Annotated in this window: 5 protein-coding genes; 1 reads left to right on the top strand and 4 read right to left on the bottom strand. The window is 43.3% G+C overall.

Features of this window, described 5'->3' with window-relative positions; all coding sequences use genetic code 11:
- Positions 1-8: 8 nt before the first annotated feature.
- From GNE05_RS07720 to GNE05_RS07705, 4 genes are all read right to left on the bottom strand, one after another.
- A complete protein-coding gene (locus tag GNE05_RS07720) occupies positions 9-4,781 on the bottom strand; it encodes a type I polyketide synthase (protein ID WP_160182638.1) in 4,773 nt (1,590 codons plus the stop codon).
- Positions 4,781-17,044: an SDR family NAD(P)-dependent oxidoreductase gene (locus tag GNE05_RS07715; protein WP_160182637.1), complete on the bottom strand. Its 12,264-nt coding sequence runs from the start codon at positions 17,042-17,044 to the stop codon at positions 4,781-4,783. Before GNE05_RS07715 ends, GNE05_RS07720 begins: the two co-directional genes overlap by 1 nt.
- Positions 17,045-17,065: 21 nt before the next feature.
- Complete coding sequence (fabD, locus tag GNE05_RS07710; protein WP_160182636.1) at positions 17,066-19,372, bottom strand: ACP S-malonyltransferase; 2,307 nt, start codon at positions 19,370-19,372, stop codon at positions 17,066-17,068.
- A gap of 456 nt (positions 19,373-19,828) precedes the next feature.
- A complete protein-coding gene (locus GNE05_RS07705; protein WP_041482065.1) occupies positions 19,829-20,467 on the bottom strand; it encodes a YkyA family protein in 639 nt (212 codons plus the stop codon).
- A 244-nt stretch (positions 20,468-20,711) separates the two neighbouring features.
- Between GNE05_RS07705 and GNE05_RS07700 the strand changes: the two genes are divergently transcribed.
- A complete protein-coding gene (locus GNE05_RS07700) occupies positions 20,712-20,891 on the top strand; it encodes a YjcZ family sporulation protein (protein WP_007409651.1) in 180 nt (59 codons plus the stop codon).
- The last annotated feature ends 7 nt before the right edge of the window (positions 20,892-20,898 follow it).

The raw sequence follows: 20,898 nt of genomic DNA, 5'->3' as shown, positions 1-20,898 counted from the left end.
ATGATAAACTAATCCTGCATACGCTCCAGCGCATAATCTGCTTCCTCCGCAGTCAGTTCGCCCGCTTTTAATTGTCTGAGGAGCTCTTTTACTCTCTCGTTCTTTCCATTGGAATCCGCTGTTGCACGAGTCTGTGCCTCCGCGGAAAACGTTTCTTTTTTACGAATGGTTACATCCTTCAAACCTGCAAGTCTTTCTCCTTGTTCATTAAGCAGCTGAATATCGTAAATAAGCTCGGATTGACCTTTTTGGCCTGTTTTACGCGCATAAACCCAGCATTCTGCTGATACCTTTTTCCGAATCGTAATCTCTCCTATTGAAAAAGGAACATAAACAGATGCCTCTTCTCTTCCGTCCGTAATTCCGAACAAAGATTGCAGAGCCCCATCAATTAAAGACGGATGCAATGTATAATGTTCAAGAGCATATGCGGCTTCTTTTGGCAGCAATAAGTGTGCAACCGCTTCTGTTTTTCCGCCCCATAAACGTTGAATCGGCTGAAAAGCGCGCCCATACAGGAACTCGTTTTCCCGAAAATACTCGTAACATTCATCTTGTTCACGGACAAAAGCACTTCTGTTTATGATCTCTTGTCTGTCGATATTCTCTATATCATCATCACTGTAATGATGATCATAATCTAATTCCCCCGTCACAAATCCAGTCCTTACAGCAGCATCCTCGTCAGGTGACATGTTAAATAATATGCTGCCGTCTTTTACGGAAATGTGAGTGTAAATGGTCAGGCTCTCTTGCAAAAGCATGGCCGGTCTGGCAAATATCACGTTTTTTAAACGAGTGACCTTTTTCTTTCGATATGACCGCGTTCCCGCTGCGCATGCCATTTCAAGAAAAGCAGCTGCCGGGAGAATGCTCTTGTTTTTTACGATGTGGTCTTTTAACCAAATCTCTTTTTCTCTTAATGTCGTTTTAAAAAACTGCTGTTCCAGAGTAGATTCATTCGAATCCAGAAGCGGGTGCAGTGAAGACTGCTGCGGCAATATTTCCGGAAATACTGCACTTTGGCTTCCAGGCACCCAGTAAGACTCCTCAGCAAATGGATATAAAGGAAGCTTGACCTTTTGCGGGGTATATTCTTCATATAACTCTCTCCATTGAATATCAGCCCCGAAAGACCATAATTTTGCAAGAAGATTCAAGTCCTTTGTCTCCATCATCACCTCGAGGAATTTATCTTTCATCTTTTGATCATGAAAGATAAAGACTTTATCAAAATCTTTCGTAACATTCCCTTTGTATACGCCCTCCCCAATTGTTCCTTCAGTACAGAAAGTTCTCAGTTTCTCCTTTAGTTCCGGCAAATCGGAAGCTACAACAGCAAGTCTGTCTTCCATCGGTTCCCTGCATGTCTGCAATGTAAAAGCGATATCAGCTGCCGAGACCTTTGTCTCCCGCTCTGTGAATTGCAGAAGGCGCCGGGCGTATTCTTTCAGCCTGTCTTCATTTTTGGCAGAGAGAACTGCGGCAAACGGACCGCTTATTGTTTGTGTGTCCGCATGGTTTTGATATTCTTCCACAATGACATGGGCATTTGCTCCGCCCGCTCCGAACGAACTGATTGCTGCTCTCCTGCGGGAGGCGCCTGATTCTTTCCGCCACTCTTCTTCTTTCTGCTGAACGTAAAAAGGCGTCTTTTCAAATCGGATATTTTGGTTCAGCTGTTCCGAGTGAATGGATGGCGCCAATTTCTGATGCTTAAATTGTAAAAGAACTTTTGTAAGGGCTGCTATACCTGCAGCAGACTCCAAATGTCCGATATTAGACTTCACTGAACCTATGGCACAAAATTGTTTATCGTCCGTAAATTTCTCAAACGCTTTTGTCAATCCTGCGATCTCAATCGGATCTCCGAGCGAAGTACCCGTTCCGTGTGCTTCCAAGTAGCTGACGGATCGCGGACTGATGCCCGATTTCTTGAAATTTTCAGCAATCAGCTCAGCTTGTGCATTCGGATTCGGAACCGTAAATCCATTGGTTTTTCCGCCATGATTTACAGATGTTCCTTTAATTACTCCGTATATATGATCCTGATCAGCAATTGCTTTTTCCAAAGGTTTCAAAAGGACGGCGCCCGAACCTTCTCCCGGGACATAGCCGTCTCCGCCCTCTCCGAAACTTCTGCACAATCCTTCGGTGGAAACAAAATTACCTTGACTCAGCCAAAGGTATTTGCTGGGGTGTATGGACACATTAACGCCGCCCGCAAGCGCAATTTCACTTTCCCCTCTTTTAATGCTCTCACATGCCAAGTGAATGGCCGTCAGCGATGATGAACACATCGTATCCAGTGCAATGCTCGGACCGGAGAGATTAAAAAAGTATGAAACCCTGTTCGCAATAGATGAAAAGAAGGAACTGAGCGCAATCGGATTGCCCCGCGCAGTTTCTTCTGCGCCGAATAATTGATATTGTCCGTACATGGCTCCGACAAACACACCGGCTTTCATACCGTTAAGCTTCTCTTTTGTATATCCTGAATCTTCAAACGTATGCCAGGAGGTTTCGAGAAAAATTCGCTCCTGAGGGTCCATCAGCTCAGCTTCTTTATGAGAAATGTGGAAAAACAGCGGATCGAATTGATCAACACCGCTGATAAAACCGCCCCACTTACTGTTGATTTTCCCCTTCTCCATTCTGTCGGGACTGTAATTCGATCTGAAATCCCAACGTTCCTCAGGGATTTCAATAATACAGTTTTTCCCTCCGGCAATGTTTTCCCAGAACTCCTCAAGAGTATCGGAATTCGGATATCTTCCGCTCACACCGATAATGGCAATATCCTCACCCGGCTGAACCATGCTCGGTGCAGATGCAACCCTCTGCTGCCGGTGCTGTTTTTTACTTAGATTTTCTCTTTTCTTCGGCACTCTTGTTACCGGAGCTGCCCCTGCGGCCTTAAGCACTTTTTCTTTAAAAGATGTTAGGAAGAAGTTTGAAAGCTCTTCAATGTTCTGATATTCAAAAAAGATTGTTTTTGGAAGATCCCCGAAAGTATCTTCAAGCTTTGAAATAAGTGACATGATCATAAGTGAGTTGATTCCGAATTTCTCAAAAGAGTCTTTCGCATTTATTTTATGAGCTTGGATTTTCAAGACACCGCTGATGATCTTGATTAAATAGTCATTGACTTTTTCTTTCGCAGCATATTCCTCTTCTTCATCGTGTTCCGCCGTGAGTGTATCTTGATCTGCTGCAGCTGTATTTCTTTGAATCGAAAGCGCTTTTATCATTTTATCCCGCTTTCCTTCTGCAGGCATTAAGCTGGTAAATGAAGACCGCAGCATTTTCAGAAACGCTTCCAAAACAGAGGAAGTTCGCATCGGAGTCATTCCGTATTTTTCTTTTATTTGGTTGATTCCACTGCTGTCGAGACTCATCCCGCCATCTTTCAATAACGGCCAATTGATTGAAAGGGTTTTTCCGTTTCGGGAGAGCTGAGATCGAAGCACTGCAAAACTGTCCATAAAATGATTTGCGTACGCATAGTCACTTTGGCCGGCATTTCCATAAGCGGAAAAAGAAGAAAAGAGAACAAAAAAATCAAGATCTTCGTCTTTTGTCAGCTCATCCAGCCAGATTGTCCCGTAAACTTTCGGTTTCAGTACGTCCGTAAAATCACTGAGACTTTTATTTACAAGAAATGAGTCACGAAGGATGCCGGCAGCATGAATGATCCCGTTTATGCTGCCGTACCGCTGTTTAACGCCGAAAATGAATCGCTCTGCCTCTGTTCGATCTGTGATGTCCGTCCGCTGATATTCAACAATAGAGCCGCTCTCATTAAGCTTACTGATCCGTTCTTTTTGATCAGCTGTTAAAACAGAACGGCCTGTAAGTATAATCACGGCTTGGTTTTCATTAGCGATGTGTTCCGCAAACAGCAGCCCGAGTTTTCCGGCTCCTCCGGTAATGATATATATGCCGCCTTTTTGATACGTTACAGATCCGTTATCGTGTTCCGGATTATCAATATGCTGCAGCCCTTTCACATAACGGGTATGTGAGTCTATTAAAATCTCACATTCATCCGTTTGAAAGCGCTGCATTTCACTGATTACAGCATCCCACATCTCGGAAACCGGAGGATTTATGTCAGAATGCTCATGGCGAATCTGTATGGTTTTCGCTTTAAGCTTGGAGCTTTCCATGTTTACCGTTTTCATGAAACCTCCGACAGCTTCATGAAACGGCTGATTCAGGCCGCTTGTCCAATAAATATGCAATAACGTAACAGGTTCGTTTCTCCGCATTAAAGCTTTTGATAATAAAAAGAGCGAGTTTATCCCTCTGCAAAGAGTTTCATTAACGGATTCTTCAGTGAATTCTCTGATTTCTCCGTTCCATAAATAAAGCACGACATCAGGTGTAAATCCGTTTACAGCCAAATCAGACAGCAGCATTTCGACATGATTTTCATCAGAAGGATTGATTGTGCATCTATTCCGTTCAATTCTATAATCAGAATCGGGCGTTACGAGAATGACACGGTTATGATCTCCATTCATCATCTCGGCATGCTGAAACAGACGGTTATCCTGATCAAAAATCAGCATATTCCCCGGTGCCTGCTGATTCGGCATATCAATGTTATTTGTTCTTACCCAATCGTTCTTAAAAAAAATGGTTGGGGACGGAGCTTGTGATTCCGGCTCCGCCTTTTTTTCCATTTGTTCTTTTCTGTAAGTGCGAATTAGCTCCAGTCCTGCATCAGGAGACATTTGCTGTTCTTCAATTAAGGAAAGTATTTGTTTGATCTGCACTATTTTCCCTCCAGCAGCTGATAAACTTGGTCAGCAGAAAGTTCACCGTTTTTCAATTGTTCTAATAAGAAGAGAATTTCCTGATCTTCATTTTTACGTCCTGCGGTTAATTCTCCCCCGGTCACTTTTCTGACAGAAAAGTCTTTCATGCTCACGGCTATTTCGCCGCTCTCGTTAATAAAATCAATGTTATACGTATAAAAACCGGTTTCTCTCACCGAGACATGGCATCGGGCAGTAAGCGCCCTCTTAATGTGAAGCTCTCTAAGTGAATATGGAACAAATAAGCCGTCTTTCTCATTATCTCTTAACAAAAATGCCGCCGCTTGAAAACCGCCGTCAATTAATGAAGGATGGAGTGTAAAATGTGAAAACCCGTTCGCTAAATGAGCCGGAAGCTCCAATTCTGCCATTAACTCCATATCACCGCGATATACGGCTTTCAACGTTTGAAAACTGCTATGATATGTCAGGCCCATACGACTGAAGCGGTGATAACACTCTTCCCGGCTTATGACCGGCTCACTGCTTCGTTTGAACTTATCAATATCGACATACTCAGGATTGCTGTTTATGTCTCCGAATACTGTTTCACTTTGTGTGCAGATTTGCTGCACGCCATCCGGACCCTCTTTACATATCGTTACGTTCAACTTATCTTGTTTCATTTCCAAGTCGGTATAAATGTGCAGCGTTTTTCCTTTATATAATATAGGTCTGTTCCACATCACGTCTTTTATTTTATATACTTTACTTTCTCCGCTTATTTCCGCACAAACAAGAGCCATTTCAAGCGAAGCGGCTCCTGGCAGCACATAGTCTCCTGAAACAAGATGATCAGTGACGAAAAATTCAGTTCCGGAAATAACAGTTTTAAATGCTTGTTTCTTTAATGTTGAGACATTCTCGCTGATTAATGGGTGAAGACTTTTGCTATTAACCTTAACCTCGCTTTTGTTCTTTTTCGGGGTGAACCAATAACTCTCTTTTGCAAACGGATAAGTTGGCAGCGGCACTCTATTCAATTTCTTTTTGCCGATTGTCTTCCATTCAAACTCGGCTCCATTGGCCCACCATTGTGCGAGCAGCTCCTCTTTTCCGCTTTGAAGAGCCTCCTCAATCATATATTCAGAAACAGCTGTGGGCTCTTCAGTGTTTTCGCTTATAAATACGCCTTTTTGCACCTTGCTGTCATCAAGAAAGCTGACGTATTTATCTCTCAGCTCAGTCAGACTCGCTGCACATACGGCAATTCTTTCGTTCATTGCTTCCCGGCCGTTTTGCAATGTAAATTCCATGTCACTGGCATTAACGGTCATGTCACCGGCAATCACGCGATCCAAGTACTGAAGCATAAGCCGGATATACTCAAGTAATTGATCTTTGGTTTTCGCAGATAAAACAAAAATATGTGTGTTACCGTTGTTTTCCGGCACTTCTTTTTGAGGTTCCCTATATTCCTCTAAAACAATATGCGCGTTCACACCGCCGAATCCGAATGAGCTGACACCCGCTCTCCTCGGCAGATCGTTGTTCTCTTCATCTTTTATCGGATTCCACTTTTGAGCGGTTTCTGTGATATAAAATGGCGTACTTTCCAGTTTGATGTATGGATTGAGTTCTGAAAAATGGGCGAGTCCCGGAAGTTTGCGATATTTAAAAGCCAGTAACACTTTCAGGACTCCGGCTATTCCGGCAGCGGTTTCGAGATGGCCGATGTTTGTTTTCACAGACCCGATTCCGCAGCATTTCTGTTTCGCAAAAGGAATGTCCCAGTCTTGATATAACGTTTTAAATGCCTTTATGATGCTGTTTACTTCAATCGGATCGCCAAGACTTGTCCCTGTGCCATGCGCTTCTATATATCCCGCAGTGGCAGGGCTGACACCCGCCTTCCGCCAAGCTTCGGTTAATAAGTCCGCCTGTGCGTTCGGATTCGGAGCTGTCAAAGAATTGGCGCGGCCGCCGTGATTTACAGCTGACCCTTTAATCAAACCATATATATGATCACCGTCTGCCTGTGCTTTGCTGAGCGGCTTAAGCAATACTGCAGCCGCCCCTTCACTCCTTACATAGCCGTCAGCGCTTTTATCGAATGTTTTGCACTTTCCGTCTTTGGAAAGCATACCTGCTTTATCAAAAGCTATAAACAGGGTAGGGCTTGTCATAATATGCACTCCGCCTGCAATCGCCATTTCAAAATCGCCTCTTTGAATCCCCTCAGCCGCACGATGGAGTGCAACTAACGAACTTGAACAGGCAGTGTCAATCGGTTCGCTCGGACCCGTCAGGTTCAGCTGGTAAGAAATACGATTTGCCAATATACAATGATTTAAACCGGTTGCGGTCTGCGCCTGAACAGAGACACCATTTTCATTCAGACGTTCAGCATAATCCGTTGTGGCGACCCCTGCAAACACCGCGGTTTTCGTCCCTGCCAAATCAGATGGCTTATAGCCCGCATCTTCTATTGTTTTCCATACAGTCTCCATAAAAATTCTTTGCTGGGGATCCATTAATTCTGCTTCGGCGGGAGAAATCCCGAAAAACAACGGATCAAAATTGTCCGCGCCTTTGATAAATCCGCCTTTTTTTATTTTTGTTCTATTGACGTCCCTGATCGGATCGCCGTCAAACTCTTTCCAGTCCCAACGGTCTTCAGGAATGTCTGTAATCATATCCCGCCCTTTTTCAATTCCTTCCCAAAAGTCTTCCAGCGTATCTGTTTGGGGGAAACGGCCGCTTATTCCCACTATTGCAACCGGCTCATTCATATGTCTTTCCTCTTGCCAAGTTTTGTTTTCAGGCTCAGGGGAATGTTCATAGGATTCCGGCGGAGGCGTGCTGTACAATGTTTTTTCGTCAGCTGCAGAAAAAGATTCTGTCTCAGCAAAAAGGATTTCTCCGTATTGCTCGATTACATAATCAGTCATTTCAGCCAGTGAATTGCATTCAAAGAAAACGGACGGCAATAATTCCGTACCATATTGTTGATTGATTTCATTTCCGAGTCTGGTAAACGTAATAGAATCAAATCCGTACTCGCCGAATGAAGTCTCTTCTTCTATTTCCTTTCTGTCAATCTTCAAAATACTTGACATCATCTTTGCGATGCCCTCAATCAGATTTTCTCTCCGGTCTTTCGCCGCAGATTCATCTGAAGAAAAAGAACCGCAGAGATGAAGCTCCTCGGAATACTCACTCTTTAAAAACTCAAGAAGTTCATTAAAATCAGTAAGACCGAAAAAATCTGACGGCATCATTGATATTCCTAAAGTTTCGTTTAATTCGTTGCCCAGCATTGTAAACATAATTGAATCAAATCCGTATTCACTTATCGGCAGTTCAAAATCAAATTCCCGTTCTTCAATTTTTAATACGCCGGTGATGATGCGCGTCAAAGTGCTTTTTAAAGATTCAGTTATTGACAGCTCTTTCGGTTCGTGATTTTCGTCGGCGATTGCCGGATCACTTTTTCCGCTGTCAATCGTTATCATTCGTTCCAGCTTTAATTCATTACCGCTAAATACCATTATTTGATGTTCACACCCTGTCATTGCTTGATCAAATGCTGCAAGGCCTTCCCGTTTTCCCAGAGGCAGCATTCCGAAACGGTCATAAAGGAACTTCTCTGAATGAATATCAATTTGCATACCGCCTTCTTTCCATAAAGGCCAATTAATCGAGACTGTTTTTCCAGGTTTATTTTCCGCCGCTCTCATTTCCGCAAAATAATCCATAAACCGGTTTGCATAAGCATAATCAGTTTGTCCGGCATTCCCGATTATTGCGCTGATAGATGAAAACATAACAAAAAAGTCCAGAGGTTCACTGTCTGTATACCGGTCAAGCCATATCGTTCCGTAAACCTTGCTGGCCAAGACTGAATTGATATCCTCTTCACGCTTATTGATGAGTAATGAATCTTTTATCACACCGGCGCTGTGAATAATTCCTTTAACAGAACCTAATTTGTTTTTGACGAGTTTTATCAGGTTATTGACATTTTCCTTATCAGAAATATCGGTTCTTACATAAAAAACCTCTGATCCGTTTTTTTCGAGCTCTTTTACATTGCTTACGGCTTCCTCAGAAAGCTCTGACCTGCCGATAAGGACAAGTTTTATTCTCCCTTTTCGCACAAGATGTCTGGCGAAAATCAGTCCCAGACCGCCTGTTCCTCCTGTAATGAGGTAAACTCCCCCTTCTTTTACTTCCATCTTTTCGGGGGGCTCGGCACTTTCAATTTCTGCAGAGTGCTTTACCTGCCTGATTCCATCTCTGTATCTGATTTCTGAAGTTTCATCGCTGATGATTGTTTCTTTCACAAGGTTTTTTAATTCAGGCAGACCGGCGTTCAGCTGTAACTGAATTTCACCGCTTTGTATTTCAATATTTTTACCGGACAACATTGGATGTTCTAAATGAAGCGACCTAAAAAAGCCGCTGATTGCCATTTGATAAGGTAAGATTTGATTTTCCCTTGTGAAAAATACATGTGATATCAGGATTTTATGTCTTGGGATTGTTGCTAACAGAGCTTTCGTTACATTGAAAACCGGCAAAACAGCCTCCTCCAGCTTTTCACGAATGTTATGCTCAATTCCCGTTTCAGGGCTCATCCCGATTAAAATGACGCGGTCAATTGTCACTTGTCTTTCTTTAAGAATCGCCAGCAATTTCTGATAGGCTTCAAGTTTGACGCTGTTCAATTCAAAGGAATCAGCTTCTTTTTCTTGAAAACTGCCGCCATGGCGGACAAAGATCATGTTCAAGCCGATATCTTTATATGCCTGGCGGATCAGCGGTTCTGATATATCCCGACGGAGTGAAATCACAAGGCAGCTGTTTAAACCGCTGGCTTCAGGCTGATGAAGCAGAGGGGCCCGCTTCCACATATCAGTGTAATACTTAACTGAATGCCGCTCATCTTGAGTCTGCGGTGCAGCCCTTAATGCCTTCAACGCTAAGTTTTTTATTTTAAGACTTACAGATCCGTTTTCATCCATAAATAGTATATGAAACCTTTTGACATCATCATGTTGTCTTTCATCGGCAGCTGTAATGTAAGCATAGCCGTTTGCCGAAGGTGCGTGAAGAATCTCCAGCTCACCTAATTCAAAAGGCAAATATGCGGTGTGATCGTCTTCCTGACCGGACGTAAACCCTGTTGTGGATTGAAAAATGCCATCCAATAAACACGGTTCCAGCAGCGTGCCGGATTTTTTATGAATGCTCTCAGGAAGTGATATTCGTGCAAGTACAGCATTTTCATGGATAAACAGCTGTTTTATTACCTGAAAACTGGCTCCATAGTCCAAACCGCTCTGCCGGAAATCCCTGTAACACTCAGCGCCGCTGATTAATCTTTTCTGTCCGGTTAACCAGCTGTCAAATTGAAAATGCTCTGTATGAGAGGCATCTTTATCTCCGCATGTGATAATGTTTCCTTGGCAGTAAACTGCCGCTTCAGGTTGCATATCGGTTTTCACCACAAATCTGCCGTCTTTTTGGTTCGGCAGCAGATCTATCATTATCGTCTTTTCTTTTTCAACGGTTATCGGAACCGCCCATACAACCTGACTCAGTTTTATGACTGATTTTCCGTACAGCCTCTCTCCCGCTTCTCTGGCCGCTTCGATGATTGCCGCTCCGGGCAGAACCGTTTTCCCATGTACAACATGGTATTTTACATAATATTCAGAATCTGAAAGCGTTTTATAAAATCGGCACTCACCTGCTGAAAAATCAAATAAAGGAGCTTTATCAGCTGCTGTTGTTGTTTGTGCCTTATTTGACACCCACAGTCTGTTTTTTAAGAAAGGGTAAGTCGGCAGGGCAATTTTTCTCGGTTTTCTGCCGGTGCGGAAATCTTCCCAGCTTAAATTGCCTCCTGATACCCAAAATTCAGCCATTTCGGTTAATGTGGTGCTGCCGGATTTGAGCGGAAGATCCGATTGCTGCTGTCTGCGTTTATGATTCGGTTTTTTCCCTCTAAATATTTCGTGATCATCAATTCCATTATAAAAGTGATTTAATTTCAACATCAGATCATCGATATTATTTGAAATGACAGCAAGCCTTTCCGGCATGGCTTCACGCCCTTCAAGAAGGGTATACGCAATATCAGAAAGGTGAAGCGGCTTGTTTGTTCCCGCTTGCTGTAAAAACTCGCCCTGCTTATGACGGGCCTTTTGAAGATATTCCTCCAGCTGTTTTGCTGATTCCCGTAAACTCAGTGAATGCTTGGCTGAGAGTACGATAAGTTCCTCACTTTCCTCACGCCTCGTATGACAGTCAGCAGCAGACTCATACTCTTCCACAAGGATATGAGCATTTGCCCCGCCCGCTCCGAAAGAACTTAATCCCGCACGCCGCGGATATTTGCTGTTAGAATGTTTTTCATTCGCGGGTTTTATCCAGTCGGCGGTTTCCTGCTGGAGGCAAAAAGGTGTCTCTTCCAGATAAAGATCCGGATGCACCCGTTCAGCATGCAGTGTTGCGGCTATTTTTTTATACTTCATTTGTAAGATAATCTTTGTCAGGCCGGCAATACCCGCGGCCGCTTCCAGGTGGCCGATGTTAGATTTAATCGATCCGAGAGAGCAATATGAAACATCTTCGGTATAAGCTCTAAACGCCTTGGTCAGGCCTCGGACTTCAATCGGGTCACCCAGCGGCGTTCCCGTGCCGTGGGCTTCAATAAAGCTGACACTTCTGGCGCTCCAACCGGCCGCTTTAAGAGCTCCTTGAATTAAATCCGCCTGTGCGGCAGGATTAGGCACCGTATAGCCATTTGTCTTTCCGCCATGATTAATTGCCGTTCCTTTAATGACGGCGTACACAGTATCATTATCACGTATGGCATCTTTAAGCGGTTTAAGAATAACAGCCCCGACACCTTCCCCGGGCACGAAACCGTCGCCGCCTTCTCCAAAACTTCTGCATTTTCCCGATTTTGAAAGCATTCCCATCTGACATCGGTATAAATAGTCAGAAGGATGAAGATACAAATTTACTCCTCCCGCAACCGCAACCGAGCACTCACCCTTTGTTAAACTTTGGCAAGCCATGTGAATTGCCGTTAAGGATGAAGAACAAGCCGTATCTACAGGGACACTGGGACCTGTAAAGTCAAATGTGTAAGACACTCTGTTCGCGAGAGACCATGGGAACGAATTTGGAAGTACATCGTTTTTGTCCGTCGGTATTCTTTCGCCGAGCAGCTTGTAAGAATTGGTCGTCACTCCCGCAAATACACCGACATGTTTTTCGGTCTGCTTTCTCAACCCTTCAATGGTATATCCCGAATCTTCAAATGCTTTCCACACGGTTTCGAGAAATATTCGTTCCTGAGGATCCATCGCTTCTGCTTCTCTCGGCGATATTTGGAAAAACAAAGAATCAAATGATTCAGCATTCTTTAAAAATCCGCCCCATTTACAATAAATTTTCCCCTCATGCGCTTTAGCGGGGTCTGGATCATAGTAGGTCTCATAATTCCATCGTTCTTTCGGAATTTCTGTGATTGCGGTTCTCTCTTTTGATAGAAGCTCCCACAATTCTTCAATATTTTCAGCCCCGGGATAACGGCCGCTGATACCGATTACCGCTATCCCGTCAAGATGTTCTTTTTCCTCCGCCGCAGGTGCAGTGATGTTTTGTTCCGGCCTGGCGGGGGTAATGCTCTGAATCTGTTTTCCTTTTTCCTCCCGTGAAAATAAACGCCCCAGCCGATCCGGATATTCCTTTACAAGATGATCTGCTAAATCTCTGATTGTATGAAATTCAAATAAAAGCGTTTTCGAAATTGCTCCCAGTGACTGCTCCAGCTTTGTGTTGCATTGATGAATCATAACCGAATCCATTCCATATTCAGCCAGATGCACATCTTGATCGATCTCTTCCCGTTCTGCACCGATCTCAGAGGAGATGATATTGGTTAAAAACAAAACTGTCTGATCCAAAATATCGCCTTGAGCCAAAGGAATGGCACTGCCTGTCTCTGTTTCGTCCGTCAAAAATCTCTGCCGCATAAATTGTTCAAAGCGCTCATGATCACCGCAGACTGCAATATTATGCAGCTGACCCGAAGTTACAATCCGCGAAAACCATTGCGTTCCGTCTTCAGCAGGAAGTTCTTCGAGCCCGGAACCATGAAAAAGAGACGTCCGCCCTTGACCTGACAGGTTCGCCCCCATTCCGATGTCTTTCCATAAAGGCCAATTGATTGTCAGCGTGCGGCCGCTGCGCAGAGAATTTTGCCGTTTCCATTCCCGATATTCTGCAAAATGATCTAAAAAGCCGTTTGCATATGCATAATCACACTGGCCTTCGTTCCCTGCAATAGAGACGACTGAAGAAAAAACGGCGAAAAAATCCAATTCCAGCGACTTCGTTGCATGATCAAGATTCAACGCACCATGAACTTTCGGAGCAATCACCTCTGAAAGTTCCTGCTTTGTTTTTTGAAAAAGCAGCGAGTCTCTGATAACTCCTGCGCAATGAATGACGCCATGAAGACCTGCATGCTGATCGGTAATACCGTCAATCATTGTTTTTACCGCTTCTTTATCGGATATATTCGCCTGTATATAATAAACCTTGGCTTTAAAGCTGTTCAGGTATTCTAAATGTTTCTGCTTATCTCCGGTTAAAGCAGATCGCCCCGATAGGATAATGGTGGATCTTTCAGTTTTTGCGCAATATTCAGCGACTTTACTGCCAATCCCCCCAAGTCCCCCTGTAATTAAATATACTTTATCTTTTTCAGGGTATTGAATGGTCTTTGTGTAAGTTTCTCTCTGCTTCTCTAACATCCGTGCATATCTTACGCAGCCTCTGTAAGTGATATGAATATGCCGATCAGGTGCTGTGTTTATTTCTTTATAAAGAATGGCAGCCTTCTCTGAAAATGAAACGGCTGCAGAATCATGTTCAAAGCAAACCGTCTTACAATGCAGCTGCGGATATTCTTGTTTTACCGATTTTAAAAAACCGTTCACACCTTCAAAATACGGCAATTTTTCTTTTTGATCTGCGCTGAATGTATAAATGAACGTTACTTTGTTTATAAGGTTCTCGCTGATTAAAGCCTTAGTCAGATAAAACACGGAATAAATTCCTGATTCGAGTGTTTCTTCCAGTTCAGGCTGTTTTTCAGACCACGTATGCAAAATTGCATCAGGCGCTGCGCCTTTTTCTTTTAACAGACGAATGACACTTTGATAATCATCGGGACGCTGCCTGTTGATCGTGAAAACACTGTCGCTTATCTGCTCTAAACGGTCACCGGGCATAATAAGATATGCGGACGTATTCTCTCTTTTTTTCATCTCTTCAAAATAGTCTTTATTCTCGGAGAACAACAAAATAGTACAGGCTTGTCCGCTGTCCGCTTCATTCTCAAGTGCGGTTTCTTTCCATATCGGCGTATAAAGTGCCTGATTCTTCTTTGCTGAAAAAGCCGCGTCTGATTTTACCTGCTGAGGGTTTAAAGAAAATTGACAGCGCTCAAACGGATAAGGCGGAAGCGGGGCTTTTCTTTTATGATAGTCACCTAGTTTCGCCCATTCAATCTCTTCTCCTGAAAGCCACATTTGCATAAATGAATGATAAAGAGCTTCATCAGCTGCTTTGTCCGCTTCAAAAGCAGCCGCTTTGTTTAGTTTTGCTGATGGAGGGAGCGATCCGAATTGGAAAACTGAAAAATCAGAAATATCCACATCCGGCTCCGTTCCCTTTTCTTCCGTGTGATGCGGCATATGGTCAGCTATCTCCTGAGACACGGCATCCATTTGATTGTATTCTGTCATCAACGGAAAACGAGTCTTATCATAAAAACCTGCCGGCTGCTCATTAATACAAGCAACAGCCTGTTTAATTCCGTCTTGCTTTTTCAATAACATGCTCAGAAAAAGTTCTTTAGACAAGATTCCTTCATCAAGTAAATTTAATATCTCCAGAACATAATCATTATTAAAGAATCCATCATAATCTGTTAAATCCCATCTCTTATACAGTCTCCTCATAGAGGCAAGGATAGCCATGATCGCCGCTTCCTCATCAGCCGGCAATGCGTTTCTTTTATCCGCCGTGCGATTCACAATATAAGATAAAATCTCGATTTCCTGAGTCTTTCCCGCTTTATCCCACTCTTCTAAAAACCCTTTAAACGTATATTGGTGCTCAAGAAGCAGCCGTGTTTTCCCGTACAGGCGGTCTGCAAAATCAGCCGGGAAGCTCAGACCGTTCAGCAGCATCCTTACATATTCTTCATTTAATCGAACCGGCGGGTACGTTTTTGAAGTGTACGGATTGACAAATGGAATGGACGGCGGCTCACAGGATAAGTGCGAAGGTTTTTCAGCGCCTGTGATGACAGAAATGGCCTTTTCAATTTTGATGATACCCGCTGCTGCAAGAGCGACGTAATATCCGTCTCCGGCGCCTGTAATGAGGCTTGGCTTAAAACCGGATGCCAGGATACTTTTTATGATTTCCGTATTGATAACTAAAGAATACAAGCGGATTTTCTCAGGCGTCCATTTTCTTTTAAATGAACTGTGCAATGTCGGTATACCCTTCAGCACCGGCCTTACGTTCTTTTCTAAATCAGGGAACACCCGTTTCAAAACGGCAAATTGTTTATAACTTTCCCATTTGAAGTCACCGATGGCAAGCGCCCATTCAGAATCTTGTTTCCTCCGAAAACTCAATCCCTCTTTAAGCTGATTTTTAAATTCCTCCTTGCTGCCTGCCAATAAACCAGCCCTGTAATCAAACGATGTCCTCCCCGTTAAAAGGGTGCTGCTGATCACTTCATTTGATATTTTGCAAAATTCCTCTGAATCGTCAGCAAAGGTTCTCCAATGATGTATCATTTGTTTCATGCTTTCTTCACTTTTAGCGGAAAAAAGGAAGGGTACCCTTCCTTTTCTATCAGATTCGTCTTTTGTATGTATAAATTCTTCGATGATGACGTGAGAGTTAACACCCCCAAAACCGAAGGAGCTGATTCCCGCCCTGAGCGGAGCCCCGTCTGCCGCCTTCCAATCACTTGAATCAAGCGCCGGCCTAAAAGGTGTTTTTTCAAACTGTATAATTGGATTTACCGTATGTACATTCAGGCTTTTCGGCACCCTCCGGTGTTTCATCATCATTAGAACTTTTATCAATCCGGCCATTCCCGCCGCTGCTTCTGTATGACCGATATTTGTTTTCACACTTCCGATCCTGCAATATTGAGTATCCTCAGTATATTGCCGATACGCTTTTGTCAATGCTTCTATTTCTATCGGATCGCCCAGAGATGTTCCTGTGCCATGTGCTTCTACATAAGAAACCGTCGCAGCATCGACAGCAGCATTGTGTAAAGCTTCTGAGATGACCCGGCACTGCGCTTCTGCTCTGGGAGCGGTTATGGAACGAGATTTACCGCCATGATTAACAGCTGTCCCTTTTATGATCCCGTATATATGGTGACCGGCTTTTACTGCATCACCAAGGCGCTGCAGCAATACAACGCCTGCCCCTTCTCCGGGAACGTACCCGTTCGCTGCTGCGTCAAAGGTTTTACATTTGCCGTCAGGACTCAGCATTCTGGCTTTGGAAAAAGAAATATATTTTCCGGGTTGGAAATTCAAGTTTACTCCCGATGCGATTGCATAATCGCTTTCTTTTGTCCGCAATGACTTAACCGCTTCATGTAAAGCAACAAGCGATGATGCACAAGCGGCATTTACAGACATGCTTTTTCCGGTCAAACCGAATGTGTATGAAAGCCGGTTGGAAAGCATAGCTTCGAAACTTCCTAAGCAGGCATAACTGTCGATTTCCGATTCAGCATGACCTGTCTGCCGGTAGTCAGAATTCATAATACCCGCAAAAACAGAAGTGGTTTTACGCTGGAGATCCTGCAAAGAAATCCCGGAATCTTCGATGCACCGCCAAGTTTCTTCTAAAAGGATTCTTTGCTCAGGATCCATGTTTTTCGCTTCCCGGGGAGAGATATTAAAAAACTTATGATCGAAATGGTCAGCTTTATGAATAAAACCTCCCCACTTGCTGATTGTTTTGTTCGGTATACTGATATCAGCTGAATAATAAAGATCGGGATCCCACCGTTCAATCGGCACTTCCCGGATGGAATCTTTGCCGCTATTTATGTTTTCCCAGAATTCATGATAATGATCTGCATCGGGGAATCTGCAAGCAACCCCGATTATCGCGATATCCGCACTCTGTTTATTCAAATGAACCATTGGCCTCCACCCGCCCCTTCTTTAGTGTAGAAATAACGTATCCAATCTGCGCCTTAGCAGACTTTCGGTCTCATTCATCAATTTTTCACCAATGTCATCGACATGTCTGTTTCTCCATGATTCCAAATCCGTGCCCTTTACCCAATGATTAAAAGCGCCTAAAGACGGGCCGCAATGAACTTGGAAATTCACCTTTTGTTCTTCCTGCCCTTCCAAAGCAAGCAGACATCCTCTCTGCAAATACCACTTAAATAGTAACAGCATCTTATATTTTTGATTGCGCTCAGCTTTTTGGGCGAGGTTCGGCTGTTTTTCTATTAAGCTTTCGTAGATTTCATCAAAAGTCTTGTTAAAATAATCATTTTCGAGCTGAATCTTTGTCTTTTCATCTATCTCACTCAAAGACTCATATTGTTGGTAGATTTGAAATAATTTATTTGCCCTGACCGGAAACAGCGTGCCCTTTTTCAGCACCTGAACCTTTGTTCCGAACTCAAACAGAGTCTCCGAAGGCGCATAAGCAGTATCGCATATTCCTGTCTCACTCAGCATTTCTTTAACAAAACCGCTTGTTTCGGCTTCAACTGTACATTGATTAATGGATCCCGTCATAATAAAATCAGCGCCCATTAAAAAAGCAGACGCGGCAGACTCGGGAGTCCCGATTCCTCCCGCAGCCCCGATCCTTATCTTCCTTGCGTATTTGTGTGTTTCCATCATTTCATCCCGCAGCTTAACAAAAAACGGCAGCATCGCTGTCAATGAGCCCTGTTCAGTATTACTTCCGCAATCTGCTTCAATAATGATATCGTCTGCTGCCGGAATACGGCTGAGCCACTCCGCCTGCTCTTCCGTCAGCATACCGTGCTGACACATTCTCTTTACGATACTTTGAGGAGGCGGACTCAGAAATGCGGCCGCAACTTCCGGCCGTGAAACTTTGGCAATGATCCGATTATGAGGTATGACCCTGCCGCTTTTGTCTATCTTCAACTGATGCGCTTTGTAATAAATTAATGGTGCGCTGACGGAAAAATACGAAGACGCTTCTATTACTCGTACGTCATGCTTGATATATAAATCTATCAATTCCTTTTCTCTATCTTGATGATCCGGCTCAAATCGCAGATTCATTCCGTAGGGCTGGCCATTTTTGAGTGTCTTCTTAATAGAAATAAGGGCCTGTTCAATTTCCCTTATAGGTAAACCCGCTGTGCCAAAGAACCCCAGCATTCCTTTCTTCCCGAGGCGGATCAGCATTTCAGCGGAAGAGATCCCTCTATGCATCGCACCTGCCAAATACGCGTATGTCAAACCGTAATCTTCTTTGAAAGATTGATCACCCAATCGGGACACCGGTGAAGCTGCACCGCTCTCTATATTTTCAGCCAAGAGGCTATGCTCTTTCCCGCTTTCCGAATTGTCCTTGTTCCCTTCAGAAAAAAAGAGACTGTCTTCCGGCGCACTGATAGTAAGCGGTTCCTCATCTCTTTGTATGGTTTGAATTAATTTAGTCAGAATGTTTCCAGGACCGATCTCTTCAAACAGAGTGACGCCTTGTCCCATTAGATACCTGATGCTTTCAGTCCATTTTACCGAGTTTGTTATTTGTTCAATTAAATTCCGTTTGATATCTTCTTGTTTATAAGGTCTTGCCGTATAGTTAGAAATGACTGGGAAATTCAATTCAGAAAAATGAAACTCCTCGATAAATTCCGCAAATTCACGCTGTGCACTTTCCATGAAACGAGAATGAAAAGCTCCGCCGACTTGCAATACGATATAAGCTTTCGCCCCTTCTTTTTCAAAAAAAGAGGCTGCCCGCTTTATCTCTTCTGCAGCCCCTGCTATCACAATTTGTGAAGATGTATTGTAATTGGCGATATCTATTTGGCCGAGATCATACTTTTGAAGTATTTTTTTTATGTGGTGCTCATCCAGTCCGATCACGGCAGCCATTCCGCCCTCGGAAGCCTCACTCATTAACTCGCCTCTTTTAGCAACCAGCCGGAGACCTGTTTCAAAATTAAAAACGCCGGCCGCAAAAAGCGCAGTATATTCACCCAGACTATGTCCTGCAACAGCATCAGGGCGTGTATGACCTTCTTTTAAACCCTTTAAATATTGCAGTGCGCTCACTGTATAAATTGCAGGTTGTGTATACTTCGTATCTGTCAGCCTCTCTTTTTCATCTGAAAGGCATAAATCCTTTATGGAGTATCCTAAAATATGATCTGCCTTTTTAATGAGCTCACTGAATTCATCGAATAAGTCTCTGCCCATTCCTTTAAACTGCGCTCCCTGTCCGGGAAAGACGTAAGCAAGCATTTGTTTTCCTCCTGTTCCGTATTTCTGCCGTTTCTTTTCGTTCCGATTTTGATTAACGTTTTTCACTTCAATTTTAAAATTGTCGTTTACTCTCAGCACCCTTACTTAATAAGCATTACGAAGCAAAATAAAAAAACCTTTATGCCGGATAAAGGTTTAAAAGCAAAAAGCATGTACAAATATCATATCGCCGTAAATATAAATAGACAGAATTTTCTGATAATTAAAATCACATTTTCATTCTGTTTTATATATATCAATATAATAAAAACATTCCAACGTGCCGAAACAACGATTGGTTTTATGTGAATATTTCCCTAAATAAATACTATACCATGATTTACTTGTTGTCAATGGGAAACACACGTATATACCAATTCTTCAGCCGCCTTTTTACAGGCGGCTGAACTCGGTTGTTATCAGTTCATCAGCCCATGCCGATATGCCTTCACTATACTATTTGCGGAATAATAGTTCTTTCTCTTTGTTGTAGTCTTTAGTAAATTGATTGAACTCATCTGCTTGTTTATGCACCTTTTCGTAAACTGAGTTTACTTTGCTGATTTGCTCTTCCAGCTGCGCTAATGTGAGCTTTTTATCTTTAATCAGTTTATAAAGGTCCTTATCAAGTGAAATGGCTTTTTCGTACTTTTTGTACAAAAGATCATAAGATGCATACCTTTTCTCCATTAAAGCGACAGCATGCCCGGCTTTTTCTTTTACTTTCTTATCCTTTATTTCTTGAGAAGTTTTTTTTGCGGATTCAAACGCTTTTTTTGAATCATCAATACTGTCTTTTTCTGCTTTCAGATGTTTTTTTCGCTGATTTGCATTGCTCAGAGCCTGATCAGACAGTGTGACAATTTTCTGGTAATCATCCATATTCAGTTTAACCGCGCTGTCGTATAGCTTATGCTCTTTTTTCTCCAATTTTTCTAATGTTTTCTGCTCTTTTTGAAACGGTTTTTCCGCTTGAACGGCTTTTTCCATCGAGTCATGAAGCGATTCAGCCGGATCTTTTCCCCCGCAGCCGGCAAGCAGCATACTTGCGGCGCCGAGCGCTCCGATTCCTGCTAATACCTTTTTTTGAATCATATTCACTTAAAATCCCCCAATCTTGACAATTTCCACTATAGAAGCCCGAACGCTTTTTGACAATAGCTGAGCTGTAATTGGCATGACCGTGTAAAGACGCTTACGGTGCTTTCAAAGAATACTTGCGTAAAAAATTGAGAAAACAGGGCGGATGACCATACATCTTTTTGGCTTTTACATAGTTTATAGTAGACGCCGGCCCTGCTGACAGAGGGTCAGCGTAATTAAAAGAGGAGGTTTTTTTATGTACGGATATGGATTTGGCGGCGGATTTGGCGGCGGTTGTTGCGGCGGCGGATATGGTTATGGCGGCGGTTACGGTTACGGCTGCGGCGGCGGATACGGCCGCACATTCGCATTAATCGTCGTATTGTTTATCTTATTAATCATCGTCGGTGCCGCTTATTTAGGCTGCGGCTGCTGACCTTATA

Source organism: Bacillus sp. AM1(2019), from assembly GCF_009906915.1.
GTDB lineage: Bacteria > Bacillota > Bacilli > Bacillales > Bacillaceae > Bacillus > Bacillus velezensis.
The sequence above is the reverse complement of the archived record's forward strand: the minus strand, read 5'-3'. Positions and strand labels throughout refer to the sequence as shown.

Coding starts and splice junctions, on each gene's coding strand:
- GNE05_RS07715 (WP_160182637.1), bottom strand. CDS start 17,044: ATGGTTCATTTGAATAAACAGAGTGCGGATATCGCGATAATCGGGGTT.
- GNE05_RS07705 (WP_041482065.1), bottom strand. CDS start 20,467: ATGATTCAAAAAAAGGTATTAGCAGGAATCGGAGCGCTCGGCGCCGCA.
- GNE05_RS07700 (WP_007409651.1), top strand. CDS start 20,712: ATGTACGGATATGGATTTGGCGGCGGATTTGGCGGCGGTTGTTGCGGC.
- fabD (WP_160182636.1), bottom strand. CDS start 19,372: ATGCTTGCTTACGTCTTTCCCGGACAGGGAGCGCAGTTTAAAGGAATG.